Consider the following 17,633-nt stretch of genomic DNA (forward strand, 5'->3'; position numbering starts at 1 on the left):
CCTAAGGCGGCGCGGTGGTGCGGTGGCTGAGCTTGTCGAAGCCCCGCACCGCTGCGCCGCCACCCTCCGCTGGCTTCGACAAGCTCAGCCAGCGGAGGGGCAGCGCACTCACGCTGTTTCTCTCCGTGCCGCGGTGGCTGAGCTTGTCGAAGCCCCGCACCGCTGCGCCGCCACCCTCCGCTGGCTTCGACAAGCTCAGCCAGCGGAGGGGCAGCGCACTCACGCTGTTTCTCTCCGTGCCACTGGCCTGCGGGCCATGAGGTACTCAGAGTGACAACGTAATGGGGTACGCAACAACATCTGCTTCCCCAACAGCGTGGTTTTTGCGCTATTGCCCAATTACCCTTGAGCATGCCGCATTATCAAGAACGCGAAAGCCCATTGGAACGCCATGTTTGGCAATCTGCAATCTGCAATCTACAATCTACAATCTGCAATCTGCAATCGTAATAGGGCATCCCAAAGCCCTATTCTCACTATCCGTTCACCGTACCACCAGAGGGAGATAGGTCGTATATTCTGCATCTTGCACTTCCTGTGCTTCCTCATCCTCTTCCTCTTCGCCCTCTTCTTCTCCTTGCTCCTCTTCCATCTCTGGTTCAATCACGATCTGCAGGTGGTGTTCAGCCGACCAATTGCCCGCTTGGTCAATTGCGCGGTAGCGCAATAGGTTGGGGCCGGGCGGCAACGCTTCAGCCTCAATCTGTACCAAAGGGCTGCGAAAGCTTTGCCACGGGCCATCGTTGAGGGCAACCAGGAATTCGGCAATCCCACCGCCCCCAAGATCGTCGGCGGCTAGGTTGAGCGCAGCAAGGCTCCTGAAGTGGTTGCCAAATTGCCCCTCTGCTTCCGTCAGCAGCCCTTCGCTCACGTTGATGAAGTGGTCATGGTCGGGCGGTTGTACGCGGTAGCCCGCAATTGGTGCGCCGGTGAGCGTGAACATCTTGAAGGCAAGCACATGCGGCCCGGCGGTAAGCTCGATGCTGCCGCTGCTACTGCTGTGAACACCGTGGTTGGCATGGGCAACCACCGTCTCCCCGTTGATCCAGAGCCACGCTGCCCCATTGGTACTCACTTCAAACGTGTAGGTACCCGTTATTGGTGCCTCAAACACCCGCGTCTGCTCAAGGCTGACAAAGTTCTCGGAACCGGGCAAGGGGCCATGCTCACCCCACTGCCGCTCGCTGCCGTCCCACGCAAAGCTGCCCACGTAATCGCCGCGCAGCGAGGTAGTCGGATCGTTGCTGCGGGCCAACAGATTCGTTGGCACCCGCCCCAGACGGTAGACATGCACAAGGGGCTGCAAATGCTGATCATAGGCGGCTGGCAGGGGCACTTGGCGCTCTTGATCGACCGTAATCCGCGTTCGCGCTACGTCTTGGGCGGTATAGGCCACATATTCATGAATGACCCCTGCGCGTAGCGTCACTTCGCCGGGGGTACGTAGGCGCACATAGCCCACCAATTCGCGCTGCTCACCGGGAGCCAAGCTGCCACTGATGCCCCAGCGCCACGGGTAGCCCCCCGTCGGTTCGGGGCATGCGGGCTGACGGGCATCCTCGACCGGCCCCAGCATCACGCGGAAACGTCCCTCCTCTTTGGGAAAGCCCGGTGCGCTCAGGAAACATTCACCCTCATCATAGACATGGCTCTCCTCTATGCCTAAGCCGGTGGCCACAAGGCCGAGTGGCGCAGCTTCAGGCGCTTGGCCGGTCACGGTGAGCCCGCCGGTGTTGTGGATCGTAAAGATCACCTTGAGCAATTCGCCAGCAGGCAGGCTGGTGCGCTCGTAGCGTACCGCGCTCAACTCGAGGTTGACGGGGGGCGGCAAGTTGGCCACCATCGCATGGACACGCTGGCGCACTTCGGGCAGACGATCAGCCAAGCGGTCGCCAGGGCATGTGGTATGCTCAGGGGTAACGTCGCGATGGCCCGCAATGTTGGGAAGAATCGCACTTGGCGTAAATCTGCGGCACAGGCTGCTAATGGCACAACCGTGGTAGTAGGAGCGGCCTAGGGGGTCAATCTTCCTTTGGGCGGCCTTCCATGCCAGCAGATTGACCAAGCTATTCATTGCGGCAGGCGGTGGATCAACGTGACTATAGGTGCCAATCACGGCTACGCCCATCGAGCCAAAGTTGGCCGTATCATGGAACCCGACCGCATCATCGCCACCAGCGCGGCCCTCATAGATCACGCCATTGGGATCGATCAAATAGTTATAACCAATATCGCCCCAGCCCCGCGTAATCGTATGAAACGTCCAGATCGCACGCACCCGATCGGCCCAGACTTGACCAGGGCGCAGGCTGTTGCCCTCGGCGGTATGGTGTACCACCAGGTGGGTTACCGAGCGATAGGCGGGCGTAGCGCGGCTCCCCTGACCATCAGGGCTACCCCAGGCGGTACGCGAGACCACCGGGGGGCGGCCCATGCGCTCACGGGCCTCGGCTGGGGCATCACGCTCTTGCAGTGGCTCGGCAGGGCCAAAACGGGCATCCACACTATTCACCTCGATGCGTCGTAGGCTTGGCCACTCACCAGCTTCATTGGGCGCTACCTGCACCCGCACCTGCCAGAACTGCATCCCCGCACCCGCATAGAGTTCTTGGCTCCAAAAGACCTCCGGGCCGTCTTCGGGTACCCAGAGATCGTCATTTTCACTCAACTCACCCCAATCACTCCAATCCTCACCATCAAGGCTCGCCCGCACTTCCAATTGCAGCAATGCATCATCAGGATGGTTCGCCTCCCAGCGGAGCAGCATATGGGTAAAAGGGCGTGCTGCTGCGGTGACCGGCGCGAGGAAGCCATCTTCCACCTCATCCAACACAAGCGTCTCCGCCCCAGCATACGCCGGAGTCGTCAAAACCACCTGTTCAGGCATGTAATCGTAGCTAGGAAGAGCCTCAGAGCGGCGTGCCAGCAGCAGCGCGGCCACCACCAGGCCCAGCAACGCACCAAGCGTGAGGCGACGAAGCATAGTGATCACGATAAACCTCCCTTTCGAGGATGCGTGAGGCGAAGCGGCGAGGGCTTCGCGTCCTCACAAACTGTAAGTATTGGGGCTGCGTGAGGCGAGGGCTTCGCGTCCTCGCGTCCTCGCGTCCTCGCAAACTGTAAAGCCGCCACGAACCATCCCTAACAAAATCATGTTAAAGCAAACGCGGATCCCCCTTTCTTCTAGCAGAGGTGCATGAACAGACGATGACTCATACCTGATAGTGAGATGAAAGCTTAAAAAATCTATGCCGAGTCTATCGGGTATAATAAAAGTGAAGAATGGTTACATGGCTTCCACTCCCTCGGCAGAATCATCGGACGCTGCCCTCCGATGGTAAGCGGCGACACATATGGACCAGCATGAGCAGCAGAACAATTCGATTGACGTCATGCTCGAGTTGAGTCGACTTGTCAGTTCATCACTCGATCTTGACGAGATTTTTGCACGTATTTTGACAGCAGTACGGCAACTGAGTGGTGCTGATACTGTTTCGATTATGTTGCTGGATCCGCAGCGCCAAGTGTTACGCATTGTTGCGTCCAACGGGGTGGCGCATGAGCATGTTGAGCACTACCAGTTTCGTTTGGGCGAAGGTATTGCTGGCTGGGTAGCGCTCTACGGGCAACCAGTGCATATCAATCAGGCGTATACCGATCCGCGTTTTGTGCCACTTGGAACGCCACAAGATGCGACCCTGCTGACCCTGCCTCTGCGGGTGCGCGAGCGCAATGTGGGCGTCATCAATCTGGCTCAGATGCGAACGCAGAGCCTCTTCAATCCGGCAACAACCCAATTAGTTGAGATTTTCGCTAGCTATGCAGCGATTGCCATTGATACTGCGATGGCAGCCACCAGTCTGCGCTCCATGGCTGCATGCGAGCGGATAACGAGCTTGGTACTACGCGCAGCACGGTTCAAATTTCCGGTGGCCGAGCTTGTGCAGCACATCCTGAACGAGTTGAGTACCAGCTTAGAACAGGCTCCCTGTAGCGTCTATAACCTCACAACGACGGGCTACCATGTGTTGGCGACAACAGATCAGAGCCAACCAATCCGAGCCTCGTGGCAACCGAGCCAGTTCGATGAGGAGCAGAGTGCGCAATTGGATGCAAGCGAGCATGAAGTTCAGCGACGCTTCACCACGCCTGATGGCACACTTGGCTGGCTGGTGGTGCACGCTCAGCGCCCCAGACGCTATTGGCAACATGCAGAGCTTGATCTGATCGATTTTACTGCCAAGCAGATTGCCCTCTTACTCACCCATGATCATCTGGTTGAGCAGCAGCAGCAGCAGCAAGCTTTGCATATTGCAGCGGAGAACAATCACCAGCATGTGTTGCAAGAAACCCAAACGCGTACCAATCAACTCCAACTGCTGCATAAGATCAGCCTGCGACTCAACCAATTCCATGAGGTCGAGGCCGTACTGAATGAAGTGGCCTACCTGCTCCACCACACGTTCGGCTACTATCAGGTATTGATTGGGCTCGTTGAAGGCGAGCAACTCATCGTCAAGACAGGCTATGGGGTCATTACACCTGCCGATACGTGGTTCTTCCAACAGCACTTCAGTTTGTATGTGGGCCTTGCGGGATTTGTTGCACGCACCGGCCAGACCATGCTGGTCAATGATGTGCAGCATGAGCCACTCTATGTTGCGTTGCCCGAACTGCCCGAAACGGCTGCGGAGTTGATCGTGGCGATCAAGGGTACGCAGCAGATACTAGGGATCATTATCATTGAAAGCACCCAAACTGGCTCGTTTCGTCAGCATGATCTCCAGCTTGTAGAGGCGCTTGCGGGCCAGATGGCAATGGTGCTTGAATGTATTGCGCGTCAAGCCGAGTTACAACGTAGCGAAGAGTTGCTGACCCAGAGTGAACGCTTGCGTACCTTGGGTGAGTTGGCAAGTGGTGTTGCTCACGACTTCAACAACCTCCTGTCCGGCATCTTGGGCCATACGCAGCTCCTGCTCAATGAAACGTTGCCTAGCCACTTGCACCATGACCTACAGGTGATTGAACGGGCTGCCATTGACGGCGCTGCAACGGTACGGCGGCTACAGAACTTTGCCCAAACGAACTACGCCCTGCCCAACGGAGGGGTTGACCTGAATGAAATTGTTAGTGAGAGCATTGCGATCACGCGCCCGCGCTGGCGTGATAATCCTCAAAGCCACGGGATTACGATTACTATCCGACGTGAGATAACCAACTTACCGCTCATTGCGGGTGATGGCCCGGCACTGCGCGATCTGACCACGAACCTGATCCTGAACGCAATTGACGCGCTCCCTAATGGTGGCGAATTGACCCTGCGTACCGCTCTGGTTGAAGCTAAAAGTTCACCCCTTTGCGAACCATCTATTTTGCTAGAAGTGCGCGACAATGGCATCGGCATGAGTCCTGAGGTGCGCGAACATATCTTTAACCCCTTCTTTACCACTAAGGGGCAAGAGGGGACTGGTATGGGCATGACCATGGTCTTTAGGGTGGTACAACATCACTACGGCCAGATCGATGTCATAAGTGCCCCACAGCAAGGCACAAGTATTCGGGTCTACCTCCCAGCACGCCTTGCTCCGCCGCGCGAGACTGTTGGGGCGCAGATACACCCCACAATGGTAAGCCACAGTATTCTTGTGGTAGACGACGATGATGCGGTACGTCAAGTCCTCATGCGGCAACTTGGGCGCATGGGTCATCACATTGTTGGCGTACAAAATGGTGCTGAAGCTTTGCGCCGTCTTGCTGATGAATCTTTTTCGATTATCTGTACCGATTTAGGTATGCCAGGCATGTCAGGTTGGGATCTGATAGCCCATGCTCGCACGCTCGTCGAAGGGATCAAAATTGTCCTCGTGACCGGCTGGGGCGCACAGTTCAGTGAAGAAGAAGCCCAAGATCGTGGTGCCGACGTAGTGATTGCCAAACCTTTTGAAGCACGACGCTTGCAACAGGTCATTGCAGAGTTGATCAGGTGAGTAGTTGAACGAAGAACACCCACAGCAAAGCCTCCTAATTTGGCGTCAGGTTAGACAACAACTCAAGGTGTTCAGTAGCGTGCTTGGAAGCATCATTGTGCTGGCGTTCTTATTGGGTATCGTCGCAGCATGGCTGCTAACCCAGCGTGAAGAGCTACGCCATGCCGATCTTGCTCTTGTGGCGGTACCTGAAGTACCACCAGCCGCCTTGCGTGAACATATTCTTGAGCTCTACCGCCGTGGCTTTATTGCGCAGATCGTCCTGATAGGAGCAGGTGACAGCACGCTACAAACCGATTTGATCACCTATGGTCTGCCAGAGGAGGTCCTGCACACCATTCCTTGCACTGCGCGGCTTGATCTGTTAGCTGACGTGAGTAGCACGACGCCCCCCCGCATCCTCGTGATCGTCGCCCCAGCCACCCAACTGAGTACCCTCAAACAACTGCGCGATCATGGCTTTTTGGCCTACCATGTGCCAGTACGCGGCCAAGCGGTTGCACCACTTGACCTTGTCAAAGCTAGCCTCAACTATTGGCGTTATGTGCTTGGTGGGTATTCGCCTCACGCATCCTCGCAGCATTGTAAAGCGGCCTTCCGCTTTCTGAAACCATCTCTTAGTACCTTAGTCCCTTGACAAGCACGACTCGCTCTTCGGGTAAACTGACAATCATTATCAGCTAGGCCCGCCGCTTATCAGCTTAGACATACCCACCTGAAAGCGATTCTGATACTGCAAATAGGCTGCTATTGTGCGTTTAAGCTCATGAAAGGCTTTACACTAGCACCACGCTTGAGCGCGTATCTAACAAGGGAAAGGAGGGTCTTTGGCGCATTAGAACGGGCTAAAAGCTGGTACTATTGACAAGAGTCAATTGCTCTATTACACTGCAACCAATGAGAGCAAGCTGATGGCATACTGACGCTTGCGGGCTGTGCGTTCTTATGGTATAGTCAGCAAACCCCCCGCAATGACTACGAGTGTGGTCATCCGACACCAGGAGCGTGTCAAGGGCTAGTAGGCCCGAACTACCTGCGTCGCGGGGCTTCAAGTGAGGTGGATTGCTCCATGATCGAGCTTAATACTAAGCGCATGCCTGCGCCTTCCCAGAGTGATGTTGAGCAGCTCCAACAGATTGCTGCCAACCGTCGTGATCGCTATCGGCAACAGCGACATTCGGTCGCTGATGTGAGTCGGCTCATCGTTAATCTTCTAACGTCACCCAAGCTCTGGTTTGCCCATCTGCCGCTTCGCTTTTTGCTCCACACGGTTATTGCGCTGATATTGCCTTTGGCGCTTTTGTTGAGCCAACTGCCCGCCCGTACCCCGGCAACAGCGCCGGTGGCCCACGAGGCGGCAAGTACGATCTATACCGATCATCATGGCGTCGGTATGGGTACGATTGATCTGACAGGCCGCGAGGCGCTACCCCTGGTTGGCGATCCGCCGCTGGACGAGAGCGCTGCCTTGCCCGTGCCGATCTCACTCGCACCCCTGAGTGATGTCTTGGCCCCAACGATTATTGGAGCAACCATTGCCGCCGATTCGGTGCGGATGCGTGATGGCCCCGGCTTGGCCTATGATGAGGTGACCCGCGTTAATGCCGGGGAACAAGTTGAAGTGCTGGCGCGCCACGGTGAGTGGCTGCAACTACAGCGTGAGGGTGATGCAACGCTCTATTGGGTTGCCGCTGAGTTGGTGGATATTCCTGAAGCCGTACTCTACACCCTGGATCAGGTGCCCACCGAGATGATCCCGCCGCCGCCGCCGCCCAAGATTGCGGTTGTGCGCGAGCAGAACCTTAATCTGCGTGATGGCCCCGGTACCAACTATGTCAGTATGGCGCGCATGAGCGCCGGCCAGGAACTTACCCTCATCCAGCAGTACAATGGCTGGTTCTTGGTTGAGTATGGCACGCAGTATGGTTGGGTCACCGATGAGTTTCTCAACATTGTTCCCGGCGTGGTCGAGCGCATCCCCGAAGCTACCACCATCCCCGATCCCAATCCGCCCTTGGTTGGTACCGTACTTGAGAACTCGGTCAATCTGCGCCGTGGCCCCGGTTCTGCCTATGATCGGGTTGGCTCCGTCAACTCCGGTACCGGCGTGACCCTGTTGGCCCGTCACCGCGATTGGTACCATGTGCAGTTGAGCAGCGGGACAAGGGCGTGGGTCTTCTCCGATCTGCTGCGTGTTTCGCCGATGGCAGCGCGGCGCGTGCCTGTCACCAACAATATCCCGGCTCTCCCTGTACGCACGCCGGTGGCGCGCACTGGTGGCGGTGGTGGTGGCGCTAGTGCAGCGGTTGCTGCCCCAGTCAACGTGCGGGCCAGTGGTGATGTTGCGAGCTTTGCAGTTCAGTTCGTCGGCTCGCGCTACGTCTGGGGTGGTTCCAGCCCCAGTGGCTTCGATTGCAGCGGTCTGACCAGCTATGTCTACCGCCAGTTCGGTGTCCACCTCCCGCGCACTGCCGCTTCGCAGTATAGCTCGCGGGTTGGTGCGATGATCGGCGGGATGGGCAACCTTGCCCCTGGCGACCTGATGTTCTTCGCCGGTACCGCTGGCGGGCGAGGGATTACCCACGTCTCCATCTACATCGGCGGTGGCCAGATGGTTCACGCGATGACCCCGCGCTACGGTGTGCAGATCTCCAACATCTGGAGCAGCTACTGGCAGAATACCTACGTCGGTGCTGTTCGTCCGTACCGCTAAACGTGAGCATGGCTGTTGCCTCATTCTTGTAACCGATACATGCTCCCTCGCGCCCAAGCTTGGCGCGAGGGAGCATTTGGTGTTTAGGGTTCGTGAGGAAACCAAGTTCCCTCACGAACCCTTCGGCGGCGAGGTTTCGCCTCCCACCGAAGGGAAGGGTGCGCGAGGGAACCAGGTTCCCTCGCATCCTCCCTCCGTCCGGCGAGGCTTCGCCTCCCACCAAAGGGAAGGGTGTGCGAGGGAACCAGGTTCCCTCGCATCCTCCCTCCGTTCAACGGGGTGTAGGGCGTAGCCCTACAGATTCCAGAGACAAAAAGTAAGGAAAAGAAACTCATGAAGGGTCTGATTCTCAGTGGTGGCAAAGGGACGCGCTTGCGTCCAATTACCTATACGAGTGCAAAACAACTGGTGCCGGTAGCCAATAAGCCGGTACTCTTTCGCGTGATTGAGGCGATCCGCGATGCAGGCATTAGCGACATTGGGATTGTGATTGGGGATACGGGCGATGAGATTCGCGCTGCGGTGGGTAACGGGCGACGCTGGGATGTACGCATTACCTATATCCCCCAAGATGAGCCCCGTGGCCTTGCCCACGCGGTCAAGATTAGCCAAGCCTTTTTGGGTGATGATCGCTTTGTCATGTTCTTGGGCGATAACTGTATCCAAGGTGGCATCAGTTCGCTCATTCAGCAGTTTGGTCATAGCGACTACAATGCTCAAATTGTGCTGAAGCAGGTAGCTGATCCACGATCATTTGGCGTCGCAGAACTAGACGATGATGGTCGAATTGAGCGCCTGGTAGAAAAGCCGCGAGAGCCGCGTAGCGATCTGGCGCTGGTTGGTATCTACATGTTTGACCACCATATCTTCGAGGCGGTCAATAATATTCAGCCTTCACTACGCGGTGAGTTGGAGATTACCGATGCGATTCAGTGGCTCGTTGCGGCCAAATACCGCGTCTTTCCCTATATCCACGATGGTTGGTGGATCGATACGGGCAAGAAGGACGATATGTTGGAGGCGAATCGGCTGATTCTTGAAGAGCTAACGCCGCTGGTGCAGGGCTATGTGGATCGTGACTCGCAATTGATTGGTAAAGTGATTGTGGAGCCAGGGGCCGAAATTATCAATTCGACCATTCGCGGCCCGGCAATCATTGGCGAGAAGACGCGCATTCTCAATGCTTATGTGGGGCCGTTTACCTCGATTTACCACGATTGCCATATTGAGGATAGCGAGATTGAACATAGTATTGTGCTTGAATACAGCAGTATCCGTGGTTTGCCCGGACGCTTAGAGGATAGCCTCGTGGGGCGCAATGTCGAGATTGGGCGCAGCCCGCTCAAACCCAAGGCATATCGTCTGCTGTTGGGGGATAATTCAACCGTTGGTGTGCTGTAGGAACAGGTAGCGCTACCCTTGCACTTCCCTGAGCAGCGGTTTATACTACTAGGGGATGGTTTCAGGATACTTTACAAGTTTGGTGACATTCAGCGCATCCTGATGGCGCAAACTTATTTTCTCGTTTCTGTATCCTTCCCCTAAGGGGCGGCGCTTTGCAACCGCCAAAGGAGGTTCTATGCCGTTCCGTCTCAATGAGGTTGCTTCCTCTTCGCAACCCGCTGCTACACCTACTGCTGCACCTGATAAAGCAGCAATGCCCGATATTCCCCCTCAGCCCACCTCGATTGAAGAGACTGGGCTTACGATGGCGTTCATGACCGATCATATCCTCAAGATTATCTATTTTACCGGAGCAATCACCGGCCAACGCCTCGAAGAGTTGATAAAAATGCCCTTCCTTGGGGTCATTGATCGGGGGCTTGAATTCCTTAAACTTGAGGAATTTGTAGACATTATTGGAGCCGAGGGAGGCTTTAGCGAACGTTCGTTCCAATACATTATTACCAACAAGGGCCGTCTCAAGGTTCACGAGGTACTGGATCGCACGCAGTATGCTGGCCCGGCCCCCGTGCCCCTTGAGCAGTACCTTGAGATGTGTAAAGTCCAAGAGATTGGTGATATGGTGATTGATCAGGCCGCGATCCGCCAAGCCTTCGGTCACCTTGTGGTCAATGAGAAGATGCTTGATAAGATTGGCCCCGCCGCCAACTCGGCCCGCTCGCTCTTCCTCTATGGCCCGCCTGGGAATGGCAAGACCACCATTGCCGAAGGTATCTCCAATATGCTCGGCGGCTATGTCCTGATTCCCTATGCCGTCGAAATTGATGGCCAGATTATCAAGATCTACGATCCCCTGAACCACCAGATCGTTCAACAAAACGAGGTGGGCCACGATGATACCCCTTCACCATTTGGCGGTGGATCGAGTGGCCGTACTTCTTCGTTCCCTGATGCGCGCTGGCTCGTGTGTAAACGCCCCCGTGTTGTTGTTGGGGGCGAACTGATCCTTGAACAGCTTGAACTGATCTTCGATCCCGTCTCTAAAGTCTATGAAGCCCCCTTCCAGCTTAAGGCGAACGGTGGCCTCTTCCTGATTGACGACTTTGGACGCCAAAAGTGTCGCCCCCAGGATCTGCTCAATCGCTGGATTGTGCCGCTTGAGAAGAAGTTTGACTTTCTGGCCCTCCAGACCGGCAAGAAACTTCAAGTACCCTTCGATGTGCTCATTGTCTTCTCTACCAACCTCAATCCTAAAGATTTGGTAGATGACGCCTTTCTACGCCGTATTCGCCACAAGATCGAAGTGCCCAATCCCTCGCCAACTGAGTATCGCTCCATCTTTCAGCTTGTCTGCAAGGGCAAAAAGATTCCCTATAGCGATGAGGGCCTGCGCCACTTGCTCCAAGAACACTACATGAAGGTTGGGCGCGACCTACGCTCGTGCCATCCCCGCGACATCTGCGACCAGATTCTCGATGAGGCGAAGTATCGCGGCATTCCGCCCTCTATGTCGAAAGAATTGATTGATCGCGCTTGTGAAGCCTATTTTGTGAAACTTGGGTAATACGGGGTGTGTATACTACCGTTAGGGAAGGATACAGAAACGAGAAAATAGAAAATAGAAAATAGCGCAATAGGTTTGCCCCCCACGAACCCCCAATTAAAAACCCGGAGGATACCCAATGTCTCTGTTGAAACGCCTTGGGGGCGGTGCCCCCCCACCGCCAAAGAGTGAGCCAGCCCCCAAAGCTGAACCACCTGCCCCTGCGCCCGCTGCTGCGCCTGCTGCTCCACCTCCTGCTGCTGCGCCGAGTGCCGCTGCGCCCGCTGCAAGCCCCAAGGTTGAAGATGGCGCCCAGCCTACTGACCATAAGCGTATGCTGGAACTCTCGCTCTGGTGTGTAGACCGCATCCAAGCTTCGCTGGGCAACCAGACTGAGTTGACTCGCTCGCCCGAAACTGAGAAGTTGCTCCAAGAGCGCTTCGCCCGCGTCTATCAGCAGGCTGGGGTTAACCTTGGCGGTGACCAGGTGAAGCAACTCTTCGCCATGGTTTGCGATGAACTGATGGGCTTTGGGCCCATCCAGCAATTGCTCAACGATGACTCCGTCTCTGAGGTCATGGTCAATGGCCCCAATATGATCTACGTGGAGCAGAAGGGCAAGCTGCGCCTCACTGAAGTGCGCTTCGCCAACGATGAGCACGTCCTCAAGATCATTGACCGCATCATTCGCCCGTTGGGGCGTCGCGTTGATCGCAAGTGGCCAATGGTGGACGCCCGTCTGCCCGATGGCTCCCGCGTTAATGCGATTATTCCCCCCTGTGCCATTGATGGCTCGACCATCACCATTCGTAAGTTCTCGAAGAATAAGCTCAAGATTGACGACTTGGTGCGCTTTGGCTCGATGACTCCCGAAATGGCCGAGTTCCTGCGCGCCTGTGTGGTCAGTCGGCTCAATATCGTCGTTGCAGGTGGTACTGGCTCCGGCAAGACCACCCTGCTCAACGTGCTCTCCAATTTCATCCCCGACGATGAGCGCATCGTCACCATCGAAGATAGCGCCGAGCTCCAGTTGGGCCAGGATCATGTGGTGCGGCTTGAGTCGAAGCCCGCCGAGATTGACGGCAGCGGGCGTGTCCAGATCCGCGACCTGGTGATCAACTCGTTGCGTATGCGCCCTGAGCGCGTCGTCATCGGGGAGTGTCGTGGCGGCGAAACCCTCGACATGCTCCAGGCAATGAACACCGGCCACGATGGTTCGCTTACCACCCTGCACGCCAACACCCCTCGTGACGCCCTCGCCCGTATGGAGACGATGTCTATGATGGCCGGTATGGATCTGCCGCTCAAGGTTATCCGCGAGCAGATTGCCTCCGCGATTGACATCATTGTCCAGCAGAGCCGCCTCGACGACGGCCAGCGCAAAGTGACCTACATCACCGAGGTGCAGGGCATGGAGGGCGAACTGGTTGTGCTACAAGACATCTTCAAGCTCGACATCAAGGGCAAGAGCGCGGAAGGCAAGATCATCTGCGAACTCAAGCCAACGGGGGTACGTCCCAAGTTCAACGCCAAACTCGAAGCCCACGGCTTCAAACTGCCGCCCAGCATCTTCGGTGCCCAAATTCCTGGTCAGAAGAAGGGCTGGTGAGCGTGACGAGGGGCGATCCGGTTCTACCGCTAGGGCTTGGGAATGCCCGTGATGGCCCTCACCCCCATCCCCTCTCCCACGTTGTGGGAGAGGGGCGAAAGCACCGCCGTTATGTTTCGTTCGGACGACGGAATAGATGAGCCGTCGTCCGTTCTCTATTTTGCGCCCCCGTTCCCCTGTTCTCTGTTCTTCTGTTCTTCTGTTCTCTGTTCTTCTGTTCTCTGTTCTTCTGTTCCCTGTTCTTCTGTTCCCCTGTTCTTCTGTTCCTCCTCCCAAAGCCATGAACACCTCTGCTCCTATCATCATCATCGGCGCGGGCCTCGGTGGTATGGCCGCCGCCATTCGCCTCGCGGCTCAGGGGCGTGAAGTGACCCTGCTGGAAAAGAATGAGCGCGTTGGCGGCAAGCTCAATCTGCTGCATGCAGCGGGCTATACCTTCGACACTGGCCCCTCGCTGCTCACGATGCCTTGGGTGCTGGAAGAACTCTTTGCCTCTGCCGGGCGTCAATTGAGCGACTACCTCACGCTTGTGCCAGTAGAGCCCACCTGTCGCTACACATGGCCCGATGGCACCACCTTCAATGCATGGCAACACTTGCCCCAATTGGTGCAGGAGCTTGAACGCCTCAGTCCTGACGATCTGCCCGGCTTCTTCCAATTCCTCGCCTACAGCGCCCGCATCTACAACGCTGTAGCCGATAATTTTCTGCTACGCCCCTTCGATGGCATCAGCGAACTGATCACCCCGCGCCTCTTGCGCGATGGCCCGCGCATTGACGCCCTTCGCAGCGTAGATCGCGCCGTGCGTGCCTATTTCCGTAGCCCCTACCTGCGCCAACTCTTCAACCGCTACGCTACCTACAACGGATCTTCGCCCTACCGTAGCCCCGCAACCTTTAACGTGATCGCCTACATCGAACTTACCACCGGCGGTTGGTATGTGCAAGGCGGGATGTACCAACTGGCCCAAGCCATGCAGCGCCTCGCCGAGGAGTTAGGCGTACAGGTGCGGATCAACAGCCCAGTCGGGCAGATCCTCACGCGCAATGGGAGCGTGCAGGGCGTGCGCCTCGCCAGCGGCGAAGAACTGCCCGCCAGCCAAGTTATTGTCAATGCCGACCCGCGCTACGCCTATGCTGCGCTGCTGCCTGAAGCACAGAATACCGCCGCACGTTTAGCTCGGCTTGAGCCATCCTGTAGTGGCTTCATGCTCTTTTTGGGGGTCAACCGCAACTACCCCCAACTCGCCCACCACAACATCTTCTTCAGCCACGACTACCCCAGCGAGTTTGCGGCCATTTTCAACACCCACGTCCCTGCTGCCGATCCCACGATCTACATTGCCGCCACCAGCCTCAGCGATCCCAGCCATGCCCCGGCGGGCCACATGAATCTCTTTATCCTCGTCAACACCCCCGCCCTGCATCGGCGCATCAACTGGCCGCGCGAAGCAGATGCCTACGGCGACATGATCATCCAACGCTTGGAACAGGCCGGTCTCACGCACCTCAGCCAGCATCTCAGCTACCGTGAGACCTGGACGCCGCAAACCATCGCCGAGCGCTACAATGCCGCCGATGGTGCGATCTACGGGCTTGCTTCCAACAACCGCTTTGCCGCATTCCTGCGCCCGCCGCTACGCGCCCGCGAGCAACGCGGCCTCTACTTCGTCGGCGGCGGCACCCACCCCGGCGGCGGCATCCCCCTCGTGCTGCTCTCTGGACGCGCTGTGGCGGAGCGGGTTTGGGAAGGGAGTAGGGAGTAGGAAATAGGAAATAGGATACAGGAAATAGGAAATAGGGGTAATACCATTTACGATTGTAGATTGCAGATTGCAGATTGCCGAACACGGCGTTCCAATGGGCTTTAGCGTTCTTGATAATGCAGCATGTTCAAGGGTAATTGGTATAAAACGGCTATCGGCTATCGGCTATCGGCTTTTCGGCTTTTCGGCTTTTCGGCTATCGGCTATCGGCTATCGGCTATCGGCTATCGGCTTTTCAGCTATCGGCTTTTCAGCTATCGGCTTTTCGGTGCTTGCCTACTGCATAGCCAACCATCTTGGCCACATCACCCACAAAGCGAATGAGGGGAACCAACGCTAGGGCATAGGCGCGTTCAGCATAGGAATATGCTGTCAGACGTGGCCAGAGGCGTCGGTAGGGCGCTTGGGTGTAGGCACCCGCGCCGCTGAAGATGAGGGCAGCAATGGGGCCGCGTAGGCGCGGCCAGCGCCACGCGCCCGCCAACAGCCCCCCTAGTGCCCCATAGACACTATAGCGCAACAGGTGACGCCGCGGCCACAATCCCGCCATGGCATCGCCACGCCCGTAGAAGTAATATTGGCGTGCAAACGCAGCCAACGACTCGCGGGGACGAAAATGGACAAGCGCACTCGGCGCAAAGGTACGGCGCAACCCAGCCCGCTCGGCGGCAAGAGCAAAGACCAAATCTTCGCAATGGGTCAGCGTTTCAGGAAAACCGCCCACCGTCTCCCAGAGGCTCCGGCGAAAGGCCATTGATTTGCCAAAGGGCAAGAAGGTAGCCGCGTCAATCTCATCGAGATTGCGGTAGTTGACAGCGCCCAAGGTAAGCTCAAAGAGACTCTGCGGGGCGGGGCGAAAGAAGCCTCCCACCAGATCGGCACGTCCCGCCTCAAGTGGCGCAATAATCGCTGCCAGCCAATCAGGATCAAGGCGCAAGCCTGCATCTGTGCAGGCAATCAGCTCGCCCCGTGCCGCCCGGATCGCATGGTTGCGCCCCGAAGAAATATTATGCCCCCCAGCCACCAGACGCACCCGTGGTTCACGCTGTGCATAGGCCCGCACCAACGCCGCTGTGCTGTCTTGGCTTAAGCAATCATTGATGACAATTTCATCGGGTAGGCGCGTCTGGCCCAGCATCGAATCGAGCAGGGCCACAATCGTATCGGCTTCGTCACGCACAGTGCAGATGAGGGAGATCATGGGAGAATATGAGGAACAGGGGAACAGGGGAACAGGGGAACAGGGGAACAGGGGAACAGGGGAACAGGGGAACAGGGGAACAGGGGAACAGGGGAACAGGAGAACAGAGGAACAGGGGAACAGGGGAACAGGAGAGCAGGGGAACAGGGGAACAGGGGAACAGGAGAGCAGGAGAGCAGGAGAACAGGTGGCATGAGAGAGCGTGGTAGCATCCGGTTCACCTAAGCTCATTATAGTGCAAGGCGATGCGGTATGCTACAATGCTCTGAAGAAGGAACTGTTCAGACTTGAAGTAAGCATCTCCTCCCTCATCCCTCCTAAGGGGCTGTCTGGAAAGTCTATGAACTGGCGTTGGAGTGCCGGCTTCAGCCGGCTAAAGTCGGCACTCCAACGCCTGCCCACTAGCTTTTCAGACAGCCTCTAAGTACACGGAGCCACCTATGCCTGCCAGAGCCCCCAAGCAGAAAGCGTCAGCGCCGGGACGTAATACACCCTGCCCTTGCGGTAGTGGCAAAAAGTATAAAGACTGCCATCTACAACAGGATGAAGAGGTTCGCAAGGATCAAATGTTGCTACGCCAAGCTCAAGATCTCCTGCTACCCAAAATTATTGAGGCGGCCCAGGAGTTGCCCGAGCAACTGCCAGCGGCCTTTGCCCGCTTTTGGCAAGAGAAGTACCAGATTGAGCAGATGGCTGAATTGGACGATGTGGAGGATCGTGGTGCTGAACGCTTCTTGACTTGGTTTGCCTTCGATGTAGATCAGCCTGATGGCCAAACCTTGGTGGCTCGTTTGGCTGCTACTGAGGGCTTCGCTGGCGACACCTACGAGCAACGTCTGCTCGATCAGTGGCAGGCGGTACGTCTGCGTGCCTATGTGATTGAAGAGATCATCAAAAAGCAAGATTTGATCGTGCGCGAACTCTCTGAGGGTAGCAACTATCGCCTTGCTGACAGCCACGCCGCCCGCCGCCTTGTGCCGGGCGAAGTCATTGTGGGCCACCTCGTTCCCGCCGACACCCCCTTGGATGCCGATAGCCCTACCTACTACTTGGCTGGTGCGGCGGCACAACTGACTGCCGATACTGCCGAAAAATTGCTTGAGTTTGCTGAAGTGCATCTAGCCGACATGCGCCGTACCAATCCTGAAGCCACCTGGAGCGATCTGATCAACCAGCGCAGCGAAGTACTGAACCATTTTGTGATGGCGCTGCCTACTGAGGAGCCCGATCCAACCGTCTTCCAGAACGCGATTAATAGCGCCATGATTACCCTGCGGCTCACCGCCGAGAATGTCGCCGGGCTCCTAGGGCGACCGTTTGTCCCACAACAAGCAGAGCAGAGCGCCGAGCAGAACGAGCAGAGCGCCGAGCAGAACGAGCAGAGCGCCGAGCAGAACGAGCAGAGCGCCGA

General features: G+C 56.9%; 11 protein-coding genes and 1 pseudogene. 9 read left to right on the forward strand and 3 right to left on the reverse strand.

Going from position 1 to position 17,633, the window contains the following annotated elements:
* Position 1: 1 nt before the first annotated feature.
* On the reverse strand, positions 2–223 hold the full coding sequence (locus CJ255_RS17275) for a hypothetical protein (protein ID WP_097645347.1): 222 nt from the start codon (positions 221–223) through the stop codon (positions 2–4).
* Positions 224–484: 261 nt separating this feature from the next.
* The gene (locus tag CJ255_RS17280) at positions 485–2,983 is read right to left on the reverse strand and encodes an N-acetylmuramoyl-L-alanine amidase (RefSeq protein WP_097645348.1); all 2,499 of its coding nucleotides are present in this window, start codon (positions 2,981–2,983) and stop codon (positions 485–487) included.
* 370 nt (positions 2,984–3,353) lie between these two features.
* Here CJ255_RS17280 and CJ255_RS17285 point away from each other — a divergent pair, with 370 nt between their 5' ends.
* The 7 genes from CJ255_RS17285 to CJ255_RS17315 all read left to right on the forward strand — a co-directional run bounded on the left by CJ255_RS17285 (position 3,354) and on the right by CJ255_RS17315 (position 15,021).
* Positions 3,354–5,987, forward strand: coding sequence for a GAF domain-containing protein (locus CJ255_RS17285; RefSeq protein WP_097645349.1), 2,634 nt, complete (start codon positions 3,354–3,356; stop codon positions 5,985–5,987).
* 79 nt (positions 5,988–6,066) lie between these two features.
* The gene (locus CJ255_RS17290; protein WP_097645350.1) at positions 6,067–6,624 is read left to right on the forward strand and encodes a hypothetical protein; all 558 of its coding nucleotides are present in this window, start codon (positions 6,067–6,069) and stop codon (positions 6,622–6,624) included.
* Between the two features lie 432 nt (positions 6,625–7,056).
* On the forward strand, positions 7,057–8,700 hold the full coding sequence (locus CJ255_RS17295) for a C40 family peptidase (RefSeq protein ID WP_097645351.1): 1,644 nt from the start codon (positions 7,057–7,059) through the stop codon (positions 8,698–8,700).
* 333 nt (positions 8,701–9,033) lie between these two features.
* Positions 9,034–10,101: a glucose-1-phosphate thymidylyltransferase gene (locus CJ255_RS17300; RefSeq protein ID WP_097645352.1), complete on the forward strand. Its 1,068-nt coding sequence runs from the start codon at positions 9,034–9,036 to the stop codon at positions 10,099–10,101.
* Between the two features lie 178 nt (positions 10,102–10,279).
* A complete protein-coding gene (locus CJ255_RS17305) occupies positions 10,280–11,668 on the forward strand; it encodes a DUF8689 domain-containing protein (protein WP_097645353.1) in 1,389 nt (462 codons plus the stop codon).
* A gap of 118 nt (positions 11,669–11,786) precedes the next feature.
* Entirely contained in the window at positions 11,787–13,256 is a 1,470-nt protein-coding gene (locus tag CJ255_RS17310) for a TadA family conjugal transfer-associated ATPase (RefSeq protein ID WP_097645354.1), read from the forward strand.
* Between the two features lie 280 nt (positions 13,257–13,536).
* Positions 13,537–15,021 carry a phytoene desaturase family protein gene (locus tag CJ255_RS17315; RefSeq protein WP_097645355.1) on the forward strand — a complete coding sequence of 495 codons (1,485 nt, stop codon included), beginning with the start codon at positions 13,537–13,539 and terminating at the stop codon, positions 15,019–15,021.
* Positions 15,022–15,271: 250 nt separating this feature from the next.
* Here CJ255_RS17315 and CJ255_RS17320 read toward each other — a convergent pair whose 3' ends face one another.
* Positions 15,272–16,222, reverse strand: coding sequence for a glycosyltransferase (locus CJ255_RS17320; RefSeq protein WP_097645356.1), 951 nt, complete (start codon positions 16,220–16,222; stop codon positions 15,272–15,274).
* A 461-nt stretch (positions 16,223–16,683) separates the two neighbouring features.
* Here CJ255_RS17320 and CJ255_RS25120 point away from each other — a divergent pair.
* Positions 16,684–16,776 (forward strand): annotated as a pseudogene (locus tag CJ255_RS25120) (SEC-C metal-binding domain-containing protein); the annotation flags it as partial.
* A gap of 12 nt (positions 16,777–16,788) precedes the next feature.
* Positions 16,789–17,633, forward strand: an 845-nt coding sequence (locus CJ255_RS17330) for a zinc chelation protein SecC (protein ID WP_500681118.1), incomplete at its 3' end; no start/stop codon positions are given.

It is taken from the genome of Candidatus Viridilinea mediisalina (assembly GCF_002532535.1).
Lineage (GTDB): Bacteria > Chloroflexota > Chloroflexia > Chloroflexales > Chloroflexaceae > Viridilinea > Viridilinea mediisalina.